Here is a 24,295-nt window from a genome sequence, read left to right as displayed (position 1 = left end):
TGATCCGTCATTTGGCGTTGCGCCCGATCATGACGGAAATCGCGGTTTGGGCATCCACTGCGCCGATCACCGTGCCGTCTGCCTCAACCACTTTGAACGGGTGCGCGGCGGCATCGATCTGCTCCATCGCTTCGGCCACGGTCATGCGGGCGGGGAGATCACCGGCATAGGTGGCATCCGGGTCCACCGGCACCGCGATGGAGCGTAACTTGACCACCTTGGAACGGTTCACGTGGCGCGTGAACTCGGCCACGTAGGGCGTGGCGGGGTTGGTCATCAATTCCTCAGGGGTGGCGGTCTGTTCGATCCGCCCGTCCTTCATCACCGCGATCCGGTCGGCAAGGCGGATCGCCTCGTCAAAGTCGTGGGTGATAAAGACGATGGTTTTCTTCAGCATGGATTGCAGGCGCAAAAACTCGTCCTGCATCTCGCGGCGGATCAAGGGATCAAGCGCCGAAAACGGCTCATCGAGAAACCAAAGGTCGGGTTCAGTCACCAAGGATCGGGCGATCCCGACACGCTGTTGCTGGCCACCAGAAAGCTGGCGCGGGTAATAATCCTCGCGCCCTTTCAGACCGACGGTTTCGATCATCTCATGCGCGCGTGCCTCGCGGGTGGTGCGGTCAACGCCCTGAACATCCAAGGGAAAGGCTACGTTTTGCAAGACTGTCAGATGCGGCAACAGGGCAAAATGTTGAAACACCATGCCCATCTTCTTGCGACGTATCTCGATCAAATCCGCCTCGGAAATGGTCAGCAAATCCTGACCTTCAAAATTGATCGCCCCGGCGGTCGGTTCAACCAATCGCGACAAACAACGCACCAGCGTCGATTTGCCCGAGCCGGACAGGCCCATGATCACAAAAATCTCGCCGTCTTCGATCTGCACATCCACGCCGCGCACCGCGCCGATCATCTTGGCCTTGGCCAGATCGCCATCACTTGGCGCCCCGTTGTGAGCGGTCAGAAAGGCATCGGCCTGCGGGCCATACAGCTTCCAGACGTTAGAGCAATCCAGCATAACGTTACGCGACATCCGGCGTGATCCTGTGACATGAGAAAGGGGTGTTTGGTCCGGGGCGATGCGGCACCGCCCCGGAGAAGTTCAGGCGGGTTTAGTTGATCCAACCCTGCCAGGTGCTTTCGTTGTTGGCCATCCATTCGGCCACAACCGCGTCAACGGTTTTGCCATCCAGATCGACCGCGCCAACCATGGCGCCCATTTCATCACTGGTGATATGGAAATCATTGATCGCCTCGGATGCGCCGGGCCATTTGTCGGCCACGCCGGACCAGGCCACCTTGAAGATCTCGCCGCGCGGCTTGCCGCAGTCATAGGCGGCATCTGGATTGATACCAACAGATGGGTCCGCATAGCATTCTTCCGAATAGGGCGGGAATTCCACGAATTTGCCGTCATATTTGGACGGTGCCCAATGTGGGGAATAGATCCACAGGACAATCGGGTCTTGCCGCTGATAGGCCGCCTCAAGCTCTGCAAATAGCGCGGCATCCGTGCCCGCGTGGACCACTTCGAAATCCATCTCAAGCGCTTCGATCCGCTCTTCATCAAAGCCGCCCCATGTGACGGGGCCGCCCAGATACCGGCCCATCGGGGCGGTTTCGGCTGTAGCAAATTCGCTGGCACAATCGTTCAACGCTTCCCAATCGGGCAAGCCGGGGCAGCGTTCTTCCATATAGGCCGGATACCACCATTCCTCGATGGCCTTCATGCCGGTTGGGCCTGCGCTGACCACGTTGCCGGTGCCAATCGCTTCGTCCATGGCCTCTTTGCCGGTGGTTTCCCAGATTTCCATGGCCACGTGCAGATCGCCGGTTTTCAATCCGGCAAATTGCGCGATGTAATCGGCCTGCACATATTCAACATTATAGCCCGCCTTTTTCAGCACCTCCCCCATCAGGGTCGTGGTGATGATCTGGCCGGTCCAGTCATGGGTGGTCAATTTGATCGGGTCAGAAGATTCAACGTCCGCAAATGCGCCCGCGGTCGATAGCGCGAGAGCAAGTCCCGCAGCCGTCAGTTTAGATGTAGTCATCGTCAGCCTCCTTGCTGGTCTGCGCCCGGTGCGGCGTTTTTGTCTCTGCATCACGAGCTTCCCTTAATCTCCCTGAAAAAACACATAAAGCAACAACAAATGTGGTTATCTGGCAAAAAATGTTGGATTTTGAGGTTTTTTGTTGTTTCACTTGCCTTAACGTGGCGTGATATGCCTAAATGAAAGCCACCTGTCCCCTTAGAAGAAATGCCCTGTCATGGACCCGCTCGCCAATCACCGCCAACAGGAAATCATGGATGCGCTGCGCCGTGCGGGTGGATCCTTGCGGGTGGGCGCCATCGCGTCAGAGTTGAACGTCACCAGCGAAACCGTGCGCCGCAATTTGCGGTCTCTGGTTGAGGGCGGCTTGGTCGAAAAGATGCACGGCGGCGTCCGTTTGAACGTCGCGGATCAAGACCAGGAACAGCAAGAAGAAGGCACGTTCAAACAACGCTTTAGCGAGAACATCGACGCCAAAAAGGCCATTGCGCGATCTGTATGCAAGCTTATCCCCGACGGGGCGTCTCTGTTTCTCGATATCGGCAGCACCACGGCCCATATCGCCGATGCCTTGCGCGAGCGTCATCGCCTGACGGTTGTAACGAACTCCATTCATGTGGCATCCAAACTGGCGATGCGAAATGACAATTGCGTCTATATGGCGGGCGGACGTTTGCGCAGCCATGACGGCGGTGCCTTTGGCCATGCGGCGATGGATTTTGCGGCAAACTTCAACACCGACTTTGCCGTTATGTCCTCCGCCGGGATCACCGCCGGACAGGGATTCGCGCTGTTTGATCTCGAAGAGGCGCAGTTTTCACGGCTGATTCTCCAGCGTGCGGGCACCCGGATCATGGCCGCTGATTCCAGCAAGTTTGGCCGGGAAGCCCCGATTCTGATCGGTGATCCGACACTGGTTGATATTCTCGCTACGGACCAGCGTCCGCCCGAGGATCTGAGCAAAGCCTGCGCCGGATGGGGTATTTCCATCCATACGCCGCAAACATAAGGACCCCCCGATGATCAAGTCAGAAGCAGTGCGCATCGCGCATGAGGCCAGCGCCGTGGCGATGAAGTATTTCCGTGCGCCTTTGGACATCATCGAAAAGGCCGATGACAGCCCGGTGACAGTGGCTGATCGCGAGACCGAAAGCTATATCCGTGCGGAACTGGCGAAGGTGTTTCCCGATCATGCTATCTTTGGCGAGGAACACGGGATCTCCGGATCATTGGATGGCCCCTCTTGGATCATCGACCCCATTGATGGAACACGATCTTTTATCACCGGATCGCCGCTGTTTGGCATGTTGATCGGCCATCTGGTGGGCGGCGTGCCGCAATTGGGCCTGGTCCAGATGCCCGCCCTTGGCGAGACATTTGTGGGTCTGCGCGGCGGCACAGCCGAATGCAATGGCACGCCCATTCATTGCCGGTCCACCAAACAGCTTGATCAGGCGATGGTCTATATCAACGAGGCGGAGCGTATTTTCTCCCATAACCCTGCCCTTTTCAGGCGGCTTTGCCGGATCGGCCACACGCGCCGCATGGCCTATGATTGTTACCCCCACGCCATGGTCGCCGCCGGGCGCATTGATGCGGTGGTGGATTTTGGGCTGGAGCCTTATGATTACCTGCCCTTGGTCAGCCTGATCGAGGCCGCTGGCGGCGTGATGACAGATTGGGAGGGCGCGGCCCTGACGCTTGGTTCCGACGGCCGGGTGGTGACAGCGGCAACGCCGGAGCTGCATCAGGCGTTGCTGGCTCAGATCACCGGCTGATCAGCGCGCCGCGACCGCCGCCACATGCGCGTCGAAATCAGGGTTGTCCATCAAGGCGCGGCAGCGTGCAAATCGGCCCGTGGCATAGGCCCAGAAATCTTCGGCATCATTGCCATCCGCATGCTGGATCAATCCCCATAGGGTCCAAAGCAGATCGCACATCGCCTTGTAGATCACCACACGGCCCATCTCCTCGTCCGTGGGCGCGCGGCCAAAATAGCCTTGCAGCAGCTCTGCCTCTCTCTCCGCGTCCATCTCGGCCTCCACGGACAGATCCCCCACATCCCACAGCGGGTCGTTCATGCCCGAATATTCCCAATCCACGATCCACATCTTTGTCCCGTCATCGAGAAAATTCTCGGACAAAGGATCACAATGGCAGGGGGCGAGCGGTGCAGGATGGGCGGCCAGCGCTGCCTTGACCGGTTCAGCCGCCTTGACCACATCGTGATAGCCATCGGGCAGGTCCACATCCTTGGTCGACAGGATTTTGAGGTAGTCGTCGATCATCGCAAACAGCTCAAACCGGAAATCAAAGGTCTCACCCGAAGTGTGCAATTGGGCCAGCGCCTTTCCGGCCCGCTCTGCCGCGCCGGGAATGTTTTTGAAATTCTGCGGCGTCATGGTGGTGATGCCCGGTACGGCCACTGAAATCATCACGCCGGTCTTCGCATCAGCCCAAAGCACCTCTGGTGACACCCCCGCGGCATGGGCCGCGTGGGCGTTGGTGATCTCAACTGCGCGGTCGATATATTCTTCGGTGCCATCACCGGGGATACGCACGATCACACTGCCCGCCGCACAATCGACGCGGTGTACCAGATTGGTCAGCCCCCCGAGCCGCGTGATGGTGCAGTTCTCTTCGCTCAAATCGGCATAGGCTGGCAGCACCTTCAGTTGCTCCAACACCCGCGTTGCATGTTCTGTCATGTCCTGCCCTCCCCTTAGGATTTCAATCGTGTGTTTTCCGGATCGTACAACGGCCCCTCGACCTTGGCGATGGGATGGCGCTGGCCAAACACCTCAACCTCAAAATCGATCTCATCCCATAGCGCCTTGTCCAGATAGCCAAAGAGGATGGTTTTGCCGGCGCTATGCCCAAACCCCGCCGCTGTGGCTAGAGAGACTGTCTGCCCGTTATGGATGATGGTTTCCCCCCCATAAAGCGGCAGCCTGGCCTCCGTCACAAAGGTACACAACCGGCGCTTTGGCCCATCCTGCTTTTGCTGCGCCAAAACCTCGCGGCCGATGAAATCTCCACCTGATTTCAGGTGCACCCGGAACCCGAGCCCCGCCTCAATGGGGGTGTAATCGGGGGAGATGTCACCCGACCAGTAGAGATACCCCTTTTCCAGCCTCAGACTGTCGATCGCGCGGTAACCGACATTGCAGATGCCCTGTCCCTGTCCCGCCTGCCACAGTTGGTCATAGACATGTGCGCCAAATTCGGTCGGCACATGCAATTCCCAGCCCAATTCGCCAACAAATCCGATACGTACCGCCCGCACCGGTGCCGCGCCAAGGGTGATGTTTTGAGCCGTGCCAAAGGGGAAAGCCGCGTTTGACAGGTCTTCCTCGCAGATCGATTGCAGCACCTGTCGCGATTTGGGACCGCAGATATTGATCACCGCGCGGGCCGAGGTCACTTCGATCAAATGACAACTGCCGTCTTGGGGCATGTGGCGGCGGATCCAATCGGCGTCATGCACGCCAAAGCCCGACCCGGTGACGATATAGAAATGATCTGCGCCCAACCTTGTGATGGTCAGATCCGCCTCGATCCCGCCCGCCTTGTTACACAGCTGCGCATAGATGACACTGCCCTCCGGCTTGTCCATGTTACAGGCTGCAAGATGCTGCAGCGTGTCCAAGGCGGAAGGGCCGAACATCTCGAACTTGGCAAAGCTGGATTGATCTATCAGCGCCACACCTTCGCGCACCGCCTTGTGTTCCTGTTCGGAAAACTGCTGCCAGCCGGGATTCAGAAAATCGAGCTGGTCCACGGGGTCCACCCCGTCCGGTGCAAACCACAAGGGCCGCTCCCAGCCGTTTTTCGATCCATACACCGCACCTTTGTCTTTCAACGTTTGATAGAGTGGAGACAGGCGCAGGCGTCGGGCGGTTTCATGTTCCTGACCGGGGTAGCGCATTTTGTAGTGATGCGCGTAATGTTCCACCGCGCGGGGATACATGAAAGCGCGGCTGCCGTGATGCGGGCCAAAACGGCGCACGTCCAGCGGCCAAAGATCCAATGATGGCCGTCCTTCAATGATCCATTCCGCAATCATCTCGCCTGCCCCACCACCTGCGGCAATGCCATAAAGGAACCCGGTCGCCATCATCAGATTGTCGAAACCCGGTGCCCATCCCATGACAAAATCACCATCCGCCGAATAGGGGATCGGCCCGTTGATCACCTGCCGGATGCCCACCTCGTTGAGCACCGGAGTGACCTCGGCGGCCAGTTCGGCCAGCGGTCCAAACCGGTCCAGATTGTCGGGCAACAATTGGCGCACAAATTCACCGGGAATGCCGGTGTCACCAAATGGCAAGGTGCCTTCTTCATAACCGCCAATGACCAGCCGCCCGCCTGCGTCCGGTTTGTAGTAGACCAACCTTTCGGGATCACGCAGGGTTGGCAAGCCCTTCACCAGTTCGGGCTGCGGCAAGGGTTCGGTGACGATATACTGGTGCTCAACCGCGCAGGCCGGCACCTTGATGCCAAGCTTTGCGCCCAGCTCCCGGCTCCACATGCCTGCGGCCATGATCACCGTATCGGCGCTATAGCGCCCTTGATCGGTGATGACCTGGGAGATCTTGCCCTCTTCAACGATGAAATCCTCGACCTTTTCGCCCTGGCGGATATCCACGCCCATTCTGCGGGCGGCGGCAGCGATGGTCTGGCACAGGCTGGCCGGGTCCACATGGCCGTCCGACGGGATATAGGCGGCACCCTCCAAACCGGTTGCGTCAATATAGGGGAACAGCGCCTTTGCCTCTTCGGCGGTGATCATCGACATTTCCAGGTCGAAACTGCGGGCCATGGTGGTCAGGCGTTGCGCCTCAAGCAGGCGTTCCTTGGTCGCCGCCAGCCTCAGTGATCCGACTTTTTTCCAGTCAAACGCCATGCCGGTTTCCGCCTCAAGCGCATCGTACATCGCAACGGACCGTTTGAGCATCCGCGTGGTGTTGCGCGAGGATCGCAACTGCCCCACCAACCCCGCCGCATGCCAGGTCGCCCCTTCGGTCAGCGATGCCTTCTCCAGCAGGACGATATCGGTCTCGCCGTTCTTGGCCAGATGATAGGCGGTGGAACATCCGATGATGCCGCCGCCGATGATGAGATGTTTTACGTGATGATGTGTCATGTCGTTCCGCCAGATGAGTCTCTCTCAGCATGACGATAAATCAACACAAAACAACATTTTTTGTCGCTTTCCCCAAAAGGAAAATTGTAATATACAGAAAACATGGGAAAATATGATCAACAAATAGCGAACATCGTCGCTTTGCGGGGCACTGTCTCGGTGACGGATCTGGCACGGATGCTGGACGTGACCGATCAAACCGTGCGCCGGATCATCAAGCCGCTGGTTGATCAGGGGCATATCGAAAAGCTTCACGGGGCCATCCGCGCCGTGGGCAACCCACTGACCGCCCCTTTTGCCGCCAGGATGGAGCAGAACCGCACCGCCAAGGCCAAGATCGCAGATCACATCGCCGACATGATCCCCGATGGCGCGTCTGTTGCCATCGACACCGGCTCAACAGCGGCATTTGTGGCCCAAGCCCTGCAAAAACGTCAGGATCTCACCGTCGTCACCAACTCTGCCTATATCGCCAGCACCTTGGCCCTGATCCATGGCAATCGGGTGTTTATGGCCGGCACCCAATTGCGTGATTATGACGGCGCGTCCTTTGACCGAACAGCCTTTGAGGTGATTGAGCGGATGCAGGTCGATTTTGCCATCCTGACCGCCGCTCAGGTCGATCCCGTGCAAGGCATCCGCGTGGCAGAGCAATGCGAATATGACATCTCGGTCGCCATGTCCGGCATTGCCCGTCAAACGATCTACGCCATCGACAGCAGTAAATTCCTGCCTACAACAGCATTGGTTGGGCTTGTCCTGCCCCCTGCGGGTGGCACGCCGATGATTGTGACCGAAGCCGCACCGCCGGAAATGGACGCGGCGACCAAGCAGAACTTCACGCTGCAACTGGCTGAATAGGCTGGCAAGCCCTATCTGATCCGGCGCAGGGCGTTGACGGTAAAGGCGTTCTTTTGAAGCCCTTGATTGAATTTATAACCTTTCCAGTTCAATCGGGTTCGGGCGCCGGTCAGATGATTGACCATTTCCATACGGGAAGACCGCCAGAACCGGCCGTTGTATTGGCGGTACCCGGACAGAGACAATGTCTTGAGATGCGCCCCCCGGCGATCAAAGAAATGGACCTGTTGCAACCGCAAATGGGCCGTATCCAGCCAGATCCGCTGGCGGCTATAGCCGGACTTGGACGTCGGGAACCTGTCGATCACATGGCAGCGCCCACCGCCGGGGCAGTTCTGTTCGGCAATCCATTGATGTTTGAACTTGTCCACCTCTTGATCTGCCATATCCTCGAAGGCGAATTCGCTGCCGACAAAGGAGCCTGAGCGCCCCGAGCCGGAAATCCGCCGCACGCGTTCCATCGCGGGCAGGTATAGCCACTGATCGTCCTTTTTGCCGGCGTAGACATGTGTCAGCAACGCGGTGTTGCGAATGTCGCCCGGCCAGCGAAAGATCAGCATGGACCGCGAGGCCCCTGCCCCTGTCGTTACCCATCTGGCGTCAAACCGCCGGGTTGCAGATTGTCCGCTTGAGGTTTTGAGGATCATCTCTCCGGACACTGTTATGTCTTCATACCCCCCGTTGCGGTTTGACGCCTCGGTCGCAAGGCGCAAACCGCGCTGTTCAGCGGTTTCTGCAATGGCCATGCCCGCCCCAAGGGCCAAGAATCCAAGAACAACTCCAAACAGGGTACGGCGGATCGATGTCATAATGATTTTCCTTGAAAGGTGCGAAGCAGGGCAGGCAACAAAAACAGATCCGACAGCAAAGCAAAAGCGATCACCGTGGCGGTCAACATACCGATGTGTTGATTGATGGAAAAGCCCGATGCCGACATGATGCCAAAGCCAAGGATCAAGGCAATGGACGTCAGGGTGATGGACGAGCCGACCACGGCAAAGGTTTCTTCCAAGGCGGCCTCCACTTTCATGCCGCGCCGTCTTTCCCGCAGGTAGTGCATCAGGAAATGCACCGTGTCATCGACCACGATGCCGAATGTCATTGTGGTCACCACTGTCGATCCCAAGTTCAAATCTCCCATGAACCACCCCCAAAGCCCAAAGGCCAACAAGGCTGGAACCAGATTTGGCACAAGGCTGATGACCCCGTGGCGCAGGCTGCGCAGGGTGACAATGAGGGTGAGTGAAACGATCCCCAGCACGGTCAAAAAACCAAACAACATCTGACTGTTGTTGCGCTGGGATATACGGGCAAAGGCAATCGCCATCCCGGCCGCCCGCGTGGCGATTTGTGGTTCGTTTCTGCCCAACCACGCTTCGGCATCTTGGGCCAAGGTCCGAACCACCGAACTATGCGGGCTGCGCAGGGTGGCCGTGAGCAGCGTTTGCGTCCGATCCACGTCCATCATCACATTGAGATCCATCCCGACAGGCAATGACAATTCATATAACATTAATAGCTGCGCATTTGCGGGTTGGGTCTTGGCAATTGCATAGGCGTCTTCCGCATCGCCGTTCATGCTTTGGTTCAGGTCTTTGATGATCCGGGTGAGAGAGGACACCGCCACAACTTCCGGCTGCGCCTCCAACCAAACGGCAAAGCGATCCACCGCTTTCAAGAACTCCGGTTCGAATACGCTTTGGCCTTCGGGGGCTTGCAGGTTGAACTGCATGGTTTCCAGGCCCGTCAGCTGTTGTTGAATGGCCTCGGCGTCCTGCCGCAATTCGTAGCGTTGATCGAAATAGCGGATGACATTGTCGTCGTAATCCAGCCGAAGGATACCGAACACTGCCAAACCGCCGGCGACCGGAAACAGCATCAGCCAGATCCGACGTCTGACCAGAACCCACCGGGCAAACTGGCGCATGCGCTGCCCGCCAACCATCAGGCTGCTCGCGCGGCGTGGGTAGGCGGTTTGCAACAACACTGGCAACAGCACAAATACGGAAAGATGCCCGACCAACAATCCGAACGCCACGATATTGCCCATCTGGGCCAATGGCGGCGACGGTGCAAAATTCAGGCAGAGGAACCCAAATGCCGTTGTCAAATGGCTGACGGTCACCGGCGCGATGTTCTGCGCAATGGCATAACGAAACGGATCGCCCTCGCGCCCCGTTTCGGCGGCGCGTATGGTGCCAAGCACGATGTGCACGCAACTGGTGGAAACCAGAACCATCACGGCAAGCGGCCCAATAGCCGTGCCCGCGGTCAATGCGACGTTGGCCCATCCGGCAAAACCGAAGGTGGCCGATGTGGCACAGACCAGAACAACAACAGAGGCTGCAACGGCCGCAACAGACCCCAAAGCAAGCGTAAAAAGAACGACCACGGCCAACAGCGCGACCGGAACCAGATATTGAATATCTTCAATAGCGACCTGAGCCAACAGGCTGTTGCCCAGCAATCCACCCGCGACATGAACCTGCCAGCCCGGATAGGATGCCTGCCAGTCCGACCGCAGTTGCCTGAGAAATTCCTCCACGTCCCGGCGCGCCACCGCTTTGTCTTCCTCCTTGGGCAGAATGACACGCATGGTGATCCCATAGGCGTCACCTTTCTCCGACAATAGTGTGTTGCGCAGGCTGTCAGAGGCCATGGCCAATTCGCGAAACCGCTCTGCCGCCTCTGGCGTGATCTCGGCCTCCTCGTCAAGCATCGGCTCCACAAGGATATCGTCATCCTGCGCATAGGAATGCATGTGATTGATCGCGGAATCGACACGCAGGGCATAGGGCATTTGCCATGCGTCCTCAGTCATTTCCTGCAAGGTTTTCAAAGTGTTGGGCGCAAAGGCCGATCCCGGTGGCGGGACGACCATCAACAGCAGGGTATTGGAGACCGTGTAGGTGTCCTCAATCTGCAAGACTTCCACAAATTCACTGTTGTCGCGGCCAAAGAACCCGCGGCTGTCAGATGAGAATTCCAACCGGGGAATGCCTGCGGCCAGACCGAGGATCAGGACAGCGAAAGCCACCATTGCGGCAAACCGAAACCGGAACAATGCGTCAGTGATCCGCTCTGAGACCGTCACGGATCTGCCGCCGGACGTTGATCCATCTGCAAATAGTCATAGCGCCGAAAGAAATCGGCGAATTGTTCATCCACCATTGCACGGGTCTTATCGTCCAATTCATAGCGATTGTTCTGATAGGGACGCGCAGGCCCGACCAGCGCAGCAAGTTCCGCCTCAATCGGGGCGAAATCACCCAAATCCAGATGATCATATATGCCGCGCATCACTGCGACTGGATCGGCCCGCAGATCTTCATAGCGCAATGTCATGATCTGTTCGTCGGGGATGTGCTGCCGGTCCTTGTCGAACTGCTTGTGAAACGCAACCGACCGTTTGATCATGCTCGCATCGCGTTGTTCCGGCACAGGTAAATGATCTTGAAGGGATGAAACCGAATGCATCGCGGTCCGCGAATTTCTGTTTGATAAAAACACCTTATAAGGGTCGCGGACGATGTGGATGAATTTTGCATTCGGGAATATCCGCAGGATCTCTTTTGTCCGCATCGTATGTGGGGGGGACTTCAGAACCAGCCGTTGTCCGGGGTTCACAAACTGGACACGTGTCAAGAAGGCCAGCCACTTTTTGCGCCAATCCGCCGCATCTGACTCACTCATGTCTTCTGGGTTCGTCGGGATCCGGCGAACGTTATTGGGAAACATGTTATGAAGGTAAGGAGACAAAGCGCCGGAAAGCGCAATTGCGTGCTCGTCTTCTTCAGGACTTTCCAATTTCAGATGGACATTGTCCATGGGGCGCTTTCCATCCATCGCCCAGCGCAGCACAGGCGTCAACAAACGTCGCCCGACCAAAAAGGTTTCGGGGCGGAAACAGGCTCTTACATCCGGCGCGGCATGGCGCGGATCAGAGATTAGCAATTGATGCAGCCAGGTTGTCCCGCTGCGCCAATGCCCGATGACAAATATTGGGTCAGGCTCTATTCGAACCTTCGCCAAACGCCGCCCATAGATTAGTTGCGACAGCCATTTGAGCCCCAAGTTGCTGATGCTGAAAAGGGTGATCATCGCAACCAGCGGGTAGCGGCTGGGCGAAACCATATGCCACTTTCCCTTCATCGCACGCAGCCATGCATCCAGCGCCATCCCGTGCCAAAGCCGCAGCGACAGGGGGTGCAGACCGAACTGGCGCAGGTTGATAGGTTCTTTGGGGGCTCGGTCCGTGGTCATGTCAAATCCATGCCAACCGGTTCCAGATCAAGCAATTGGCAGATCGTGTTTGCAATCGTTGTGCTTTCATTCTCGGTGTAGCTGATACCGTCATAGGACAGGCCAAACCCGGTGCGGACCTTGGTCGATCCCGCCTCAAGTCGCATATCCGCAAACCGCCGCCGCCGGATCGAGATATCCAACGCTTCAAGCGTGAAGGGTCCGATCTTCTGGATAACCCCTACGCCCGCGTAAAACCCCTCGCTGAAAATGGATCTGTCCTGACGGGTTATGGCGCGGGGTTGATGCACGGAAAACTGGCCGGGATTACACCCACGTTCGATCAACCTTCGTTGATAGGGCGTTCCCCGACGTGCCGCATCAGATGGCAGATGCGCCATCGCCTCGGCAAAGGTATCTGCAAGGGCTTTGGCTCCCTCCATTATGCGCGACGGCCCAACAGCTTGGTATGGCAGAAACGGATCGAGCGTGTGATCCCCCACATAGGTATCAAGGGCAGGATCACTGCGAGAGATCGCAACCATAAACATCAGCCGATCCAGATTATAGCACTGGCAAATTGCCTCAAGATAGGCTGCGAAGAGAAGCGTCGTTGCGCTGAGATTTGCAGCCTTGGCCGTCGCTTCGAAGGATCGGAGGCTGTCGGGAGTGGCCCGGCAGAAAAGTTGCCGTTGGTCTACCTTTCCCAGCGCATAGGATAGGGGTTCGATCCCCTTTGCCTTTCGCCCGACATTTGGCTCTGGTGGCAGATCGCGATGAAGGTCTTCCCAGAATGTTTTGGTCTTGAGCGCCTGGCTGGGACGGGGGGATTGGAACCGCTTGATATATTCGGCGTGCGATACAGCCTTGCCTGTGACAGGCAGTCCGATCAGGAGCTTGGTCAAATCTTCAGCCAGGACCACCATGCCGTAACCATCGGTAATTGCATGATGCACCCGTGTGATCAGAACATCACCGCGCGCGCCACAATGGGCCACGATGACCTCGGCCAGGGGGGCGTCGATCAGCGGCATGGGCGCATTGGCGATCGCCGAAATAGCGGGCAGAAAATCCTCGTCGCTCAAATTTCCCAGATCTACCTCCCGGATGGTTTCGCCTTGCGGCGGGTCAATCACAGCTCGCCATTTGTCTTTGATCAGGCAAAGCCGGATGCGTAGGCTGTCGTGACGCTCGCGCAGTTTGTCCACGGCCCGGCGCATGCGGCGCAGATCAATTTTGGGGCGCACGAGAAAGGCATTGGACAGGATAAACCTGTCCCGCAGATCATCGGTACAGTCAGGGTGGTTCGCCTCATCCAGCAGGTATTGCTGCCAAATCGTGACAGGATAGATCGTTGGCTTCGCAGGCGCCGCTATCTCTTTTTCTGCCATCAAACGGGTTCTACCTGCGCCAGACTGGCCAGCAGAGTATCTGACACAGATTGCGCCGTCTGCGGCGTTACAACATCGCGATCATAGATCAGTCGCAAACGGGTTTGGTCGTCCTGAATGCACACCTGCAACCAAACATCATGCAACAGATTGCGCGGCGCAACGCTGGAAAGCGTATCAACCTCTTCAAAGAGGATCTGGAAGGGCGAGACATCCCAATCTTCAAAGGCCGACGCGAACTCCGCCGCGGCAGCATAGCTGTCAAATTTGCGGTGCTTGTCCGCGGCGGCCAGAACGCGGTCAAATTGCGCCAGATCGGCGCGTCCTGCACGGGTGGTCGGCACTGGCAGGGGCTGCTCGACGTCAAAGGGGCCAATGGCCGATCCCGTCGGCAAACCCGCGCGCATTGAGGTTCTTCGTCCGATCAGAACCGGACCTGTGCTGCGGGTGGCATCGCGCAGGGCCGTTGCAAAGGCACATAGCAATGTGGAGGTTGTCCGCACGCCTGAAACCGATGCAGTGATCACCTCCGCTGGCCCGTGGTTTCGGCCAGCCAGAGGCGGCACGAGCGCGCGACTGCGGGTGCTGAAAGGCACCGGGTGGGCTGGCGCCGCAGAAAGCGCGTACCACCAGAACGCACGGTCTTGTTGTGAAGCCGGGTCTTCCGCGTCAAACCGGCCGTTGGCCAGATGTGACAAGAGCTTGCGACGCGGCACCGGTTTTGCCAAAGCTTCGCCCGCCAACACCTGCGTGATTTCCTGCAATAGCAAATCTGCCGAAGCGGCATCCCCGGCCGCGTGATGCAGGCGCAGGGCAAGAAACGTCTGATCGTCCTGATATTGGCAGGACAGCCGGGCCCATGCGCCGCTTGCAACCTCAAGAGGCGTATCATCTGTTCCCTGGATAAGCGTCACACCCGGACCGCCAGGTTTGATCTGGCCATCCAACCCGACCCTCATGGTCAACAGCGGATGGCGGCGTTCGACTTTGCGGAGGGCTTTTTCAAGGTCGCCTGCGGCGATGTGTTTCTCCAGATTGCAAATGGCGGAATGTTCCATCGCGGCTTGCGCAGGTTCCGATGTCATAGGCGCGGCCACATCGCGCAGCACCCCGATCTGCCTGTTGCTTGCGGCGAATCCTCCAGAAGTTTTTCCTTCGCCCAACGTTACCCCTGACGCCTCTCCCTGCGCCAAAGCAGCCGCTTCGGCCCGGCGGATCAATTCAATCTCGGCGGCAAGCATGGTTGACAATTCGCGGATGGAGGGCGCTTGCAGGAACTTTGACACCGGGATCGTGGCTTGCAGGGCCGTTTCTATGCGGATCTTCAGTTCAAACGAAGACAGGCTGTCGAGGCCCAGTTCGCTCATCGGGCGCTCCACCTGGATGACGCTCTTTTCGATCTTCAGGACGTTGGTGATCTCATCCTTAATGTAATCCTCGGCCTCAGAAATCAATTCCTCGCCCGACAATTGCATCAGACGCGCCCGGATTTCGGTTGTGCCACCGCCCGTCGCATCAAGAACGCTGGCCAGACGCGGCGATGCGCCGAGTGCAGGGTTGGCGCGGGCCACCTGCGCCCAGTCCGCGCGGGAGTAGACAAACGTCGGCGCATCGCGGGCAATTGCCAATTCCATGGCGGCGTCTGTGTCTTTGCGATCAAGCCCGAATTGTCCTACGCTTTCCAGATAGGAGGCCAAGGCGCTGTTGCGGGACACAAACCCGGCATCTGCAATCACACCCCAGTCGATGGCGGTGCCCGGACGGCCCAATGACAACCGGTAATGTGCAAGCGCGTCCAAAAAGGCGTTGCCGGCAATGTAGTTGGTCTGCCCTGCCGATCCCGTTGCCTGCGCAATGGAGGAAAAACCGATCATGAAATCAGGCTCTGTACCGGTGGCAGCAAAGGCACGGTGCAGATTCCATGCCCCTTTGATCTTGGGAGACAGCACATCGGTGATCATTTCTGGCGTGAGCTGGTTGGCAAATCCATCTTTGATCACCGCCGCGCCATGCACCACACCTTTGAGCGGTCTGTCACTGCCCTGCGCGGCGCTGACAAACTGATCCACAGCGTCGGTGTCACTAATATCCAGCGCGACAATCGAAACCTCGGTGCCACGATCCCGCAGCTTCTTGATCTTTTTCTCGTCTGCTTTGGCGATCTTGCCAGAGCGGGACGCAAGAATAAGATGCCCTGCCCCAACGCGGGACAACCAGTCGGCAACGCTCAGGCTGAACCCGCCAGTACCTCCAGTCACAAGATAGGTCGCATCCGCAGACAGGCTCACCGCGCGGGTTTCATCGCCCTTGATCTCAAAGCGGTCTTCTTCCAAAGACACAACCACTTTGCCCATATGTTTGGCCTGGCTCATGAACCGGATCGCATCACCTAGACGGCTTACGGGAAACTCCGTCAGAGGCAAAGCCGTCAAGGATTGCGCAGTCAACATCTCGGCCAGCTCGGAAAAAAGATCCGCCATGAGGTCCGGGCGTTCCTCACCCATTGCAGCGAGGTCCAGTACGCTCAGCGACACATTGCGGCGCAGTGCCTTCATGCCAATGGCGGCGTCTTCGTAGACATCGCGCTTGCCGATCTCCAGAAACCGGCCATAGGGCGCCATGATATCAAGCCCCTTGGCGATGAAGTCTCCCGGCAGGGAATTGAGCAGAATATCAACGCCTTTGCCCTTGGTGATCCGCATCACGTCATCGGCAAATTTGAGTGAGCGTGAATCCATCACATGCTGCACGCCCAGCGCCTTTAGGTGACGCCGTTTGGCAGGGCTGCCTGCCGTTGCAAAAATCTCGGCACCGGCCGCTTGCGCCAGTTGAACTGCCGCAGTGCCCACACCGCCTGTCGCCACGTGGATGAATACTTTCTCCCCTTGGCGCATCCTTCCAACGTGGTTTAACGCGTAATGGGCCGTCGCAAAGGCGCTCGGAATGGTGGACGCCTCGGCCAGCGAAATATGATCCGGAACGCGCGTCAGCGCATCGGAGTGTATGGTCATGAAGCGTTGCAAACACCGTTTTCCAAGCCCCATGACGCGGTCACCGGGCTCAAAATGGCTGACCTCCTCGCCGACCGCTTCGATTGTGCCGCCGAATTCAAGCCCAAGATTTTGCCACGCAGGTTCCGGCTCGGCTTCGCTGGGCAAAAGTCCCGTAACCGCCATGATATCGCGGAAGTTCAGGCCCACCGCAGAAACGCGCACGCGCACCTCTTTTGGCCCAATTGGGGCAAGCGGAATTTCGACCAAGCGCACCTGATCGATCACACCGGGCGCTGGCATGGTCGCATGGAAGTTGGTGGTGGTATCACTTGGCAGGACGGTCAGTGTCTTTGCGTCAAAATCCTGGACCTCGGCATGGTGCAAACGCGGCGCAAGGCAAGTATCGTCAAGAAGAATGATTTCGGTATCCGGACCGGACGTCAGGATATGGCGGGCCAGCAACTGCGGTGCTTTCAGTGCGGCTACATCAGCGTCGATCACCCGCACATTGTATTCGGGCGCTTCGGTGGCGAGCCCGCGCACCATAGCGGCAATCGGCATCTGCGACAGGATGGCTGCGCCACCTGTTTTGCCCTTTGCGTCAGGATAGGCCCCCGAGGTCAAGAAAACAAAATCAGGCAATCCATTGGTGCCCGCACGCGCGTAATCCATCAACTCCCCAAGTGAGATGATGTCTTTTACACAGGCGTCGATGGGTTCGAACAACGCGTCTGTTCCAGTGTCTTCGCTTACCTCGCTCAGGCCAAGCGGCCAGCCCACGACTATGCCGCTCACGCCGCCGTTTTCGATCTGGGTGCCCAGCATATCGGCCAGCGCGCCGCCGGGATCATCGCCCAGCGCATCGCGTGAAATACAGCGGATATCAGCGCCAAACCCTTGCATCGCCGCAACCAGCCTGGATTCATCCACGCCGCGATCGGTCAGAACAATCCAATGACCCGCGTTTGGATCGGCGCTCAATGGCTCGCGCAACTCAACAATATCCTGCCGGACAAAATGCGCCGGAACACCCTCGCCCTCTTCGTCGGCCTTTTTCGAGGGCAGCAATTTCACCCGAACATCCTCGACCACCATGAGAACGGTCCCGTTTAGATCCATCACGGTAAAGCCGACCGAGGCGTCGGTGTCCTTGGTATTCTTGAACTGATCAGCCCTGACAATCACCTCATCCGGGAAATCCGCATAGACACGCATCCGGCCCACGCCAACCGGCAGGCACACCGGATCACCAGGCTGACGGCCCTGCGCAACCTTCTTGAGCGTCATGCTCGGCTCAAGAATTTGTAGACAGCCGTCGAACATGGTGGGGTGCAGATGGTGCCGGTCTTTGGTCGCCTGACCTTCGTCGCGCAGAACAATCCTGGCGACGGTCTTGTTTCGCGACATCCACAGATCTTCGACGGTCTGAAACGCCGTGCCATAATTGATCAATCCGGTGGAAGCATCCACATCATACACATAAGCTGCATCAATCTTTTCAAAGGCGCTGTCTTCCGGGTCGAAAGGCCGGGCCTTCGGCGCGTCCACATCCAGAATGCGCACCTTCGCCTCGCTGCGCAGCACCCAATCATCCTCGGCGTCGCGGATCCGCGAATAAAGTTTCACGCGCCCTCGTTCGGGATCGTAGACATTGCTGAACAGTACCTCGTCATCAGCATTGATGAACAAGGCCTCGTGGATAATCGCGTTTTCCACCTCGATGATTTTGTCGGGGCCAAACTGATCGCGGCACAGGGCAATCATCGTGTCGACATATCCCGCCGCCGGGAAAATCACGTCGGACTGCATCCGGTGATCTTTGAGATAGGGATAGGCCTTGAGGTTGATCTCGGACGTCCATGTCGTGCCGTTGCCACGTTCCGGCATCCCCAGAAACGGGTGTTTGATCGGCGTGAACAACAGGCCGCGGCTTTCTTCGCTGTCTTGCCAGAACGGTTCTTCCACCCATTGGTTTTGCGGCAATTCGACATGGCCAGTTGGCGTGCCGGTGATCGCCTGCCAATTCAGCGGGTAGCCCATTGCAAACATCGCCGCGGCAGCACGGGCCATGGTGTCAAAATCGTTGTCCTTGCGGTTGATCGTATTCAAAACAGTGACCGATGCGCCCGCTTCGAGGGCCGTGCTTTTGGTAGGACCGGCAAGAGTTGCTGCCGGGCCAAGCTCCACAAACAGGTTCGCCCCCATGTCGATGGCGGTCTCAATCGCCGCCTGATACCGGACTGGCCGCCGCAGGTTGAGCCAGCCATAATCTGTATCAAATCTCGTTTCAGGCTGCCCCGTCACCGTCGAAATAAACGGCAAGGTTGGCACAGACCAATCAATCGTCGCCATTTCGCGGCGGAACCAGTCCTCGCCAGCGTCCAGATGATAGGAATGCCATGCGGTATCGACCGTCAAAGCCCGAATGAAGGTATCGGGGTTGAGCAACTCGAATTCTTCCACAAACTCATGCAGTGCATCAAAGTCGCCGCTGATCGTGGTCGAACCGGGACCGTTGATCGCAGCAATGCCCAATTTGCCATGCTCCGGCAGGATCGCCTCAACATCAGCCTGGTTCATGCCAATGGCGGCCATCGCACCTTTTGCGCCCAGTTGGTCACGGATCACACCGCGCTTTGAAAGAAATTTGGCCGCACCGCTGAGCGACAGACCATCAGCGATATAGCTGGCCGCGGCCTCACCGATGGAGTGGCCTGCAACCATATCCGGCTCAACACCAAGTTCTTTCCAAAGCGCGGCGAGGCCCGATTGAATGGCGAAAAGCGCAGGTTGGGTGACGGTCGTGTCATCAATCCGGCTGCTGTCTTTATCCTTGAGCAGTTCTGCACGGATTGACCAGCCTGCAACCGGGATAAACTCGGCATCAAAGGCGTCAACAGCATCCGAAAACACGGCATTGCGTTCCAGCAAGTCGCGGGCCATGCCCCACCACTGACTGCCTTGCCCGGAGAAGGTAAAGCACAGCTTGTTGTGGGTTTGCTTTTGCCCTGTGATGATGTTGGGGGCATCGGTTTCGCCCGCCGCCAAGGCTTTTAACGCCTTTTTCAGCTGCGGCGTGCTTCGGGCCAGTATCACGGCCCGGTACATCAAATGGCTGCGTTTCGTGGCAAGGGCCGTCGCAATATCGGCTAGCGTCGTTTTGGCCAGCGCCCCCTTGCCGCGCATCGCATCCAATAGTGCCGCCGCGTTGGCTTGCAAAGCCTCCTCCGTGGCACCGGATACCGGAACAAGATGGGGAAAGCCGTCTTCCTGGCCTGCCAGCGGCGGCGCAGGCTGCTGTGGCGGAACCGGATGGTAACTATAGGATTTCTCGGGCGGCGAGGACAGCAACGCACAGGCGTTTGCGCCGCCAAATCCAAAGGAATTGACCACAGCGTAATTTGCACCGTCCCCATCCGGGAAGGCTTCGGGTTTCACCGGCACCTCAAGGTTCAACGCATCAAACGGGATATATGGATTGGGGTTTTTGAAATGGATATTGGGCGGCACTATCCCCGTTTTCACAGCCATCGCCGCCTTGATCAAACCGGTGATGCCGGCGCCGCTTTCAAGATGGCCAACATTGGCCTTGCTTGAACCGATGTAAACAGGATGGTCGGGCGTGTTCTGGCCGATTACCGTACCAATTGCGCCCGCCTCAATCGGATCGCCAATGGGTGTACCGGTCCCGTGGGCCTCGACAAAGCCGATCTGCTCAGGTCCAATTGGGGCTGCATTGAACAAGCTGCGCAGCATCGCGATCTGGGCCTGTTGGTTTGGTGCGGTAATTGTATTGGTTGATCCATCCTGATTGGCAGCTGTCCCCTCGATAACAGCATGGATACGGTCGCCGTCCGCCTGCGCATGGCTGAGGGGCTTGATCACGATCATGCCCGCCCCTTCGCCGCGCACAAAACCGTTGGCGGCGGCATCGAAGGTCGAAATGCGCCCCGTCGGAGAGATCATGCCCGCCTTGGAAAATGCCAGAAACGGCGACGGGTGCGTCATCGCGTTCACGCCGCCCACAATCGCCATATCGCAAGCGCCGGTGCGCAGGTTTTGCACCGCCTGATCCAACGCCGTCAGCGAGGACGAACAGGCCGTATCAACCGCATAGCTTGGCCCTGTGAGGTTGAGCCGGTGCGAAATCCGGTTGGCACTGATACAAAGCGCATACCCGGTGCCGGCATAGCTTTCGGTGCTGGTAATGCGCATTTCTTGCAGAGTGCGATATTCGGATTGGGAAATTCCGATGAACACGCCTGTGCTTTTGCGGGCAAATTCTTCTAGCGGAATTTGCGCATCCATCATCGCCTCAACCGCACCTTGCAAAACCAGGCGTTGCTGCGGATCCATGCCGGCGGCCTCGCGCGGGGAAATGCCAAAGAATTTGGCATCAAAGCCTCGCACATCCTTGATAAAACCGGCCCATTTGCTCACCGATTTGGCAATCGCTGCCGGATCGGGATCATAAAAAACATCAACGCCCCAGCGGTCTTTGGGAACCTCAACAATACCGCATTGTTTTTTAAGAAGAAAATTGAAAAAATCGGCTGGAGTTCGGTTGTCGCCAGGCAGATTGCAGGACATGCCAACGATCGCAATCGGCTCATGGATACCGGCTGCAGCGTCGCGGTTTTGATCTTTCATGCGTGTCTTCCTATAGCGCACCAAAATGCATCGCCGTCAAAACGGTCCGGTACATTCTCCCCAAGAATTTTACGTTTAACACAAACATGACGGAGCAACAGTATCGGGAAGGGGAAAATTCCACTTGATTGAGCGGCAATGGCGGTAGAGCCAGGGCGTGTCGATCCCGCACCAATGATCAAGATTGTGACCACGACTGCGGCCATGTGATTGCGCCTGTGCCATGCTGGGATACTGTGCCCGTCTGAAAGGCAGTTTAATTGGGGTCGATTTGGGTATGAAACGTCTTTGCGCAGCTGCGGTTATGGCCTCCGCCTGGGCCGTTCCGGCATGGGCGGAAGGCAACCCGTTGAACCTCAGTGGACGGCTTGACGTTGGATATCGCTATTACTTTGACGACGGTCAATATGCAGGGCAAGCCGAAGCCGGATTTCACCCTTTTGTCGGCTTCCAGCTGAACGGCAGTTTCGGTGTTGGCACGGGCGAAGTTGTGTTTCAATTCGCTGGCCTGAATGATGATGAAAACGACCGCTCGCTCTTTAACATTCAGAAGGCATATTTCACCAACAGTTTTGAAAACTGGGATCTGGTTCTGGGCTACAATGTCGAGGATTGGGGGGTCAGCAACGGCCGCACCATCGTCAACGTGATGAACGCCAAGAACAGAACAAATCAGGTCGGCAACAGCGACCTGATCGGTACCCCCATGGCGAACGCAAATCTGTTTACAGATATCGGTACGTTCAGTGTCTATGCCTTGGGCGACAGTGTGCGCGGCAATTTTGGTGGTCGTGCCACCCGCCAGCGTGGCCCATTCTATACCGATGATGGATTGGTCCGCTACGAAGACAGCAACAGCCCCGATTTTGCGTTGCGCTATACCCATGGGTTCTCTCTGGGCGAGGGTTCATTGGACCTCGGTGTGTCGGCCTATCAGGGAACCGCCCGCGAGTCCCTCAGGATGCCCGGTTGCATAAGCGCCGATAGCGCGGTCAGCGCCTCGGCCTGCGCACAATTCAACGACGATGTATTGGCAGGCTACAACAGCGGAAAGACAGTGGCCAAGGCCGCCGCGGACGCGGGGACAGATGCCTTCACTGCCGTGACACCCTACTACCAGGAGATCAGGCAACTGGGCCTGACCACAGTCTACGCCGAAGGAAACACGCAATTGCGGTTTGAAGGGTTCCTGCGGGAAGCATCTGGTGAACGTTTCGTCGGCGCCATCGTTGGGGGCGATCATTCTTTTCACAATCTGATGGGCGGCGACGGCACCCTGACCCTTGCGCTGGAATATCACTATGATGATCGGAGCGGCCGCCAACCGGTCACCGTTTATGACGATGATGTGTTTGTTGGCGTGAACTTCATCGCCAATGACACAAACGACAGCCGCTTTAACCTGGGGGTCTTTTACGACCTTGATCAGAGTTCCCAGATTTACACCCTATCCGCGTCGCGCCGGATAGGCGAGCGCTTGCGTGTCGGCATCAATGCCAACCATGTGGTGTCTGACAGTCTGACAGATCCGCTCTCTTCGGTGGACGGAAACAGCTATATCGAGTTTTCTCTGTCAGCGTTCTTTTAGCGGGCAACCCAAAGCACCGTGCTCGCGCGGCAAAGGAAACCATAAACCAGATGGAAAAGCGCCAGACCTTAGGGACCATGGTCATTCGGGTGTGTGGCCTTTTGTTAGGCGCTGCGGCGACCGCAATGATTGCGCGGTTGCTGCAACCCGAAAAGTTTGGCGAATATTCTTTTGTCCTCGCGGTTATGACCATCCTGTCCATGCCTCTGGCGTTTGGGCTGCGGCAGACATTGGTTCGTGAGATTGCCTATGCCCGCGCCCATGCGGGCACGGGGCACAGCAGGCAAATCTGGACATGGGCCTTGCACCGCGCAATCTGGGCCACCGGAGTGTTTGCAGTCGCATTGGCCGTCTGGATCGCATGGGGAATCAACGACACGGACCTGCAATGGCACATGGCGCTGGGTCTTGGGATCTATGTGCTTTTGCCTGCACCAAAATTGCTGAGCGGTGTTTTGCATGGCATGGGCCACACGGTGCAAAGCCAGTTTCCCGAACATGTGCTGCGGCCGGTTCTGACAATTGTGGTCCTGGCCGGTGTTTGGATCGCCAGCGATCCGGCAGCTTTGTCGGTGTCGGCCGCCCTGCTGATTTTTTCACTGGCTTTGGTGGCAGATGCGGCCCTGTCGGTGGCGTTGCTCAAACGTGGATCAGATTTTCGTTTCTGGCCGCAAAAACAGGGCCAAGCCAAGACCACCCGCAGCCGGGACTTGACCATCTCAACCCTATCGTTCGGGGCCATAGCAAGCGTGCAATTGATCAACAATAACCTTGATATTGTGATGCTCGGGATCTTGAGTACTGACGCCCAGGTCGGTCTTTATAACGCTGCAGCAGTGCTGTCGACCATTGCGGTTTTTGGTCTCGGCGCGGTCAACACCGTGATCATGCCGCAGATTGCGAAATTACACGCCGAAGGGAACAGCGCCGAACTACAGGCCACAATCACCAAGGCGGCGCGGATCATTACGGTGTTCGGCATCGGGGGGGCAGCGATCACCTGGGTGTTCGGCAGGCATCTTTTGATCCTCATTTTCGACAGCAGCTATGAGGGCGCGTTTTGGGCCTTGGTCATCCTGACTTTTGGTCAGCTCGCGAATGCGTGTTTTGGACCAGTCGCGCTGATCCTGAACATGACCGGCCATCAGACGCTCACGCTGATTGGTGTTTCGACCTCTGTCTTGGTGAACGCGGCGCTGAACCTTGCTTTGGTGCCCCGCTATGGCATGGAAGGGGCGGCGGTTGCCACGGCTGTTTCGCTGGTAATCTGGAATGGCCTCTTGGCCGTCGCACTGAAACGGCGCACGGGATATTCCAGCAGCATCCTTTGACAATATCGTCGACGCGGCGCACCAAATCCAAGGTGA

The 24,295-nt window shown here is 57.6% G+C and carries 14 protein-coding genes; 5 read left to right on the top strand and 9 right to left on the bottom strand.

Features of this window, described 5'->3' with window-relative positions; genetic code table 11:
* Positions 1 to 7: 7 nt before the first annotated feature.
* Together JNX03_RS18545 and JNX03_RS18540 are read right to left on the bottom strand one after the other, a co-directional pair.
* Positions 8 to 1,036 carry a quaternary amine ABC transporter ATP-binding protein gene (locus JNX03_RS18545; protein WP_203210466.1) on the bottom strand — a complete coding sequence of 343 codons (1,029 nt, stop codon included), beginning with the start codon at positions 1,034 to 1,036 and terminating at the stop codon, positions 8 to 10.
* Positions 1,037 to 1,115: 79 nt separating this feature from the next.
* Complete coding sequence (locus tag JNX03_RS18540) at positions 1,116 to 2,057, bottom strand: ABC transporter substrate-binding protein (RefSeq protein ID WP_203210465.1); 942 nt, start codon at positions 2,055 to 2,057, stop codon at positions 1,116 to 1,118.
* Between the two features lie 217 nt (positions 2,058 to 2,274).
* Here JNX03_RS18540 and JNX03_RS18535 point away from each other — a divergent pair, with 217 nt between their 5' ends.
* Together JNX03_RS18535 and JNX03_RS18530 are read left to right on the top strand one after the other, a co-directional pair.
* Entirely contained in the window at positions 2,275 to 3,066 is a 792-nt protein-coding gene (locus JNX03_RS18535) for a DeoR/GlpR family DNA-binding transcription regulator (protein ID WP_203210464.1), read from the top strand.
* A gap of 10 nt (positions 3,067 to 3,076) precedes the next feature.
* Positions 3,077 to 3,835, top strand: a complete 759-nt coding sequence (locus JNX03_RS18530) for an inositol monophosphatase family protein (protein WP_203210463.1) — start codon at positions 3,077 to 3,079, stop codon at positions 3,833 to 3,835.
* On the opposite strand, the gene JNX03_RS18525 is transcribed toward JNX03_RS18530, so the two are convergent.
* Positions 3,836 to 4,765, bottom strand: a complete 930-nt coding sequence (locus JNX03_RS18525) for a choline/ethanolamine kinase family protein (protein ID WP_203210462.1) — start codon at positions 4,763 to 4,765, stop codon at positions 3,836 to 3,838. It abuts the gene before it with no gap.
* A gap of 14 nt (positions 4,766 to 4,779) precedes the next feature.
* Positions 4,780 to 7,203 (bottom strand): GcvT family protein, encoded by a 2,424-nt coding sequence (locus JNX03_RS18520; protein ID WP_203210461.1) that lies wholly within the window; start codon positions 7,201 to 7,203, stop codon positions 4,780 to 4,782.
* 102 nt (positions 7,204 to 7,305) lie between these two features.
* Between JNX03_RS18520 and JNX03_RS18515 the strand changes: the two genes are divergently transcribed.
* On the top strand, positions 7,306 to 8,064 hold the full coding sequence (locus JNX03_RS18515) for a DeoR/GlpR family DNA-binding transcription regulator (protein WP_203210460.1): 759 nt from the start codon (positions 7,306 to 7,308) through the stop codon (positions 8,062 to 8,064).
* Between the two features lie 11 nt (positions 8,065 to 8,075).
* On the opposite strand, the gene JNX03_RS18510 is transcribed toward JNX03_RS18515, so the two are convergent.
* Genes JNX03_RS18510 through JNX03_RS18490 form a run of 5 tightly spaced genes read right to left on the bottom strand, consistent with a single transcriptional unit; the run spans position 8,076 to position 21,340 of the window.
* A complete protein-coding gene (locus tag JNX03_RS18510; protein WP_203210459.1) occupies positions 8,076 to 8,873 on the bottom strand; it encodes an outer membrane lipoprotein-sorting protein in 798 nt (265 codons plus the stop codon).
* Complete coding sequence (locus tag JNX03_RS18505; protein WP_203210458.1) at positions 8,870 to 11,158, bottom strand: efflux RND transporter permease subunit; 2,289 nt, start codon at positions 11,156 to 11,158, stop codon at positions 8,870 to 8,872. Before JNX03_RS18505 ends, JNX03_RS18510 begins: the two co-directional genes overlap by 4 nt.
* Positions 11,155 to 12,327 carry a sulfotransferase family protein gene (locus JNX03_RS18500; RefSeq protein ID WP_203210457.1) on the bottom strand — a complete coding sequence of 391 codons (1,173 nt, stop codon included), beginning with the start codon at positions 12,325 to 12,327 and terminating at the stop codon, positions 11,155 to 11,157. Before JNX03_RS18500 ends, JNX03_RS18505 begins: the two co-directional genes overlap by 4 nt.
* Positions 12,324 to 13,697: a condensation domain-containing protein gene (locus JNX03_RS18495; protein WP_203210456.1), complete on the bottom strand. Its 1,374-nt coding sequence runs from the start codon at positions 13,695 to 13,697 to the stop codon at positions 12,324 to 12,326. Before JNX03_RS18495 ends, JNX03_RS18500 begins: the two co-directional genes overlap by 4 nt.
* A complete protein-coding gene (locus tag JNX03_RS18490) occupies positions 13,697 to 21,340 on the bottom strand; it encodes a type I polyketide synthase (RefSeq protein WP_203210455.1) in 7,644 nt (2,547 codons plus the stop codon). The genes JNX03_RS18495 and JNX03_RS18490 overlap by 1 nt, the downstream gene beginning before the upstream one ends.
* 277 nt (positions 21,341 to 21,617) lie before the next feature.
* Between JNX03_RS18490 and JNX03_RS18485 the strand changes: the two genes are divergently transcribed.
* Together JNX03_RS18485 and JNX03_RS18480 are read left to right on the top strand one after the other, a co-directional pair.
* Positions 21,618 to 22,928, top strand: coding sequence for a hypothetical protein (locus JNX03_RS18485; RefSeq protein ID WP_203210454.1), 1,311 nt, complete (start codon positions 21,618 to 21,620; stop codon positions 22,926 to 22,928).
* A 50-nt stretch (positions 22,929 to 22,978) separates the two neighbouring features.
* Positions 22,979 to 24,259, top strand: coding sequence for a flippase (locus JNX03_RS18480; protein WP_203240816.1), 1,281 nt, complete (start codon positions 22,979 to 22,981; stop codon positions 24,257 to 24,259).
* Positions 24,260 to 24,295 lie beyond the last annotated feature (36 nt).

The sequence above is a fragment of the Sulfitobacter mediterraneus genome, from assembly GCF_016801775.1.
Taxonomy (GTDB): Bacteria; Pseudomonadota; Alphaproteobacteria; order Rhodobacterales; family Rhodobacteraceae; genus Sulfitobacter; species Sulfitobacter mediterraneus_A.
Note: the sequence above shows the minus strand (reverse complement) of the source record. Positions and strands in the feature narration are given on the sequence as shown.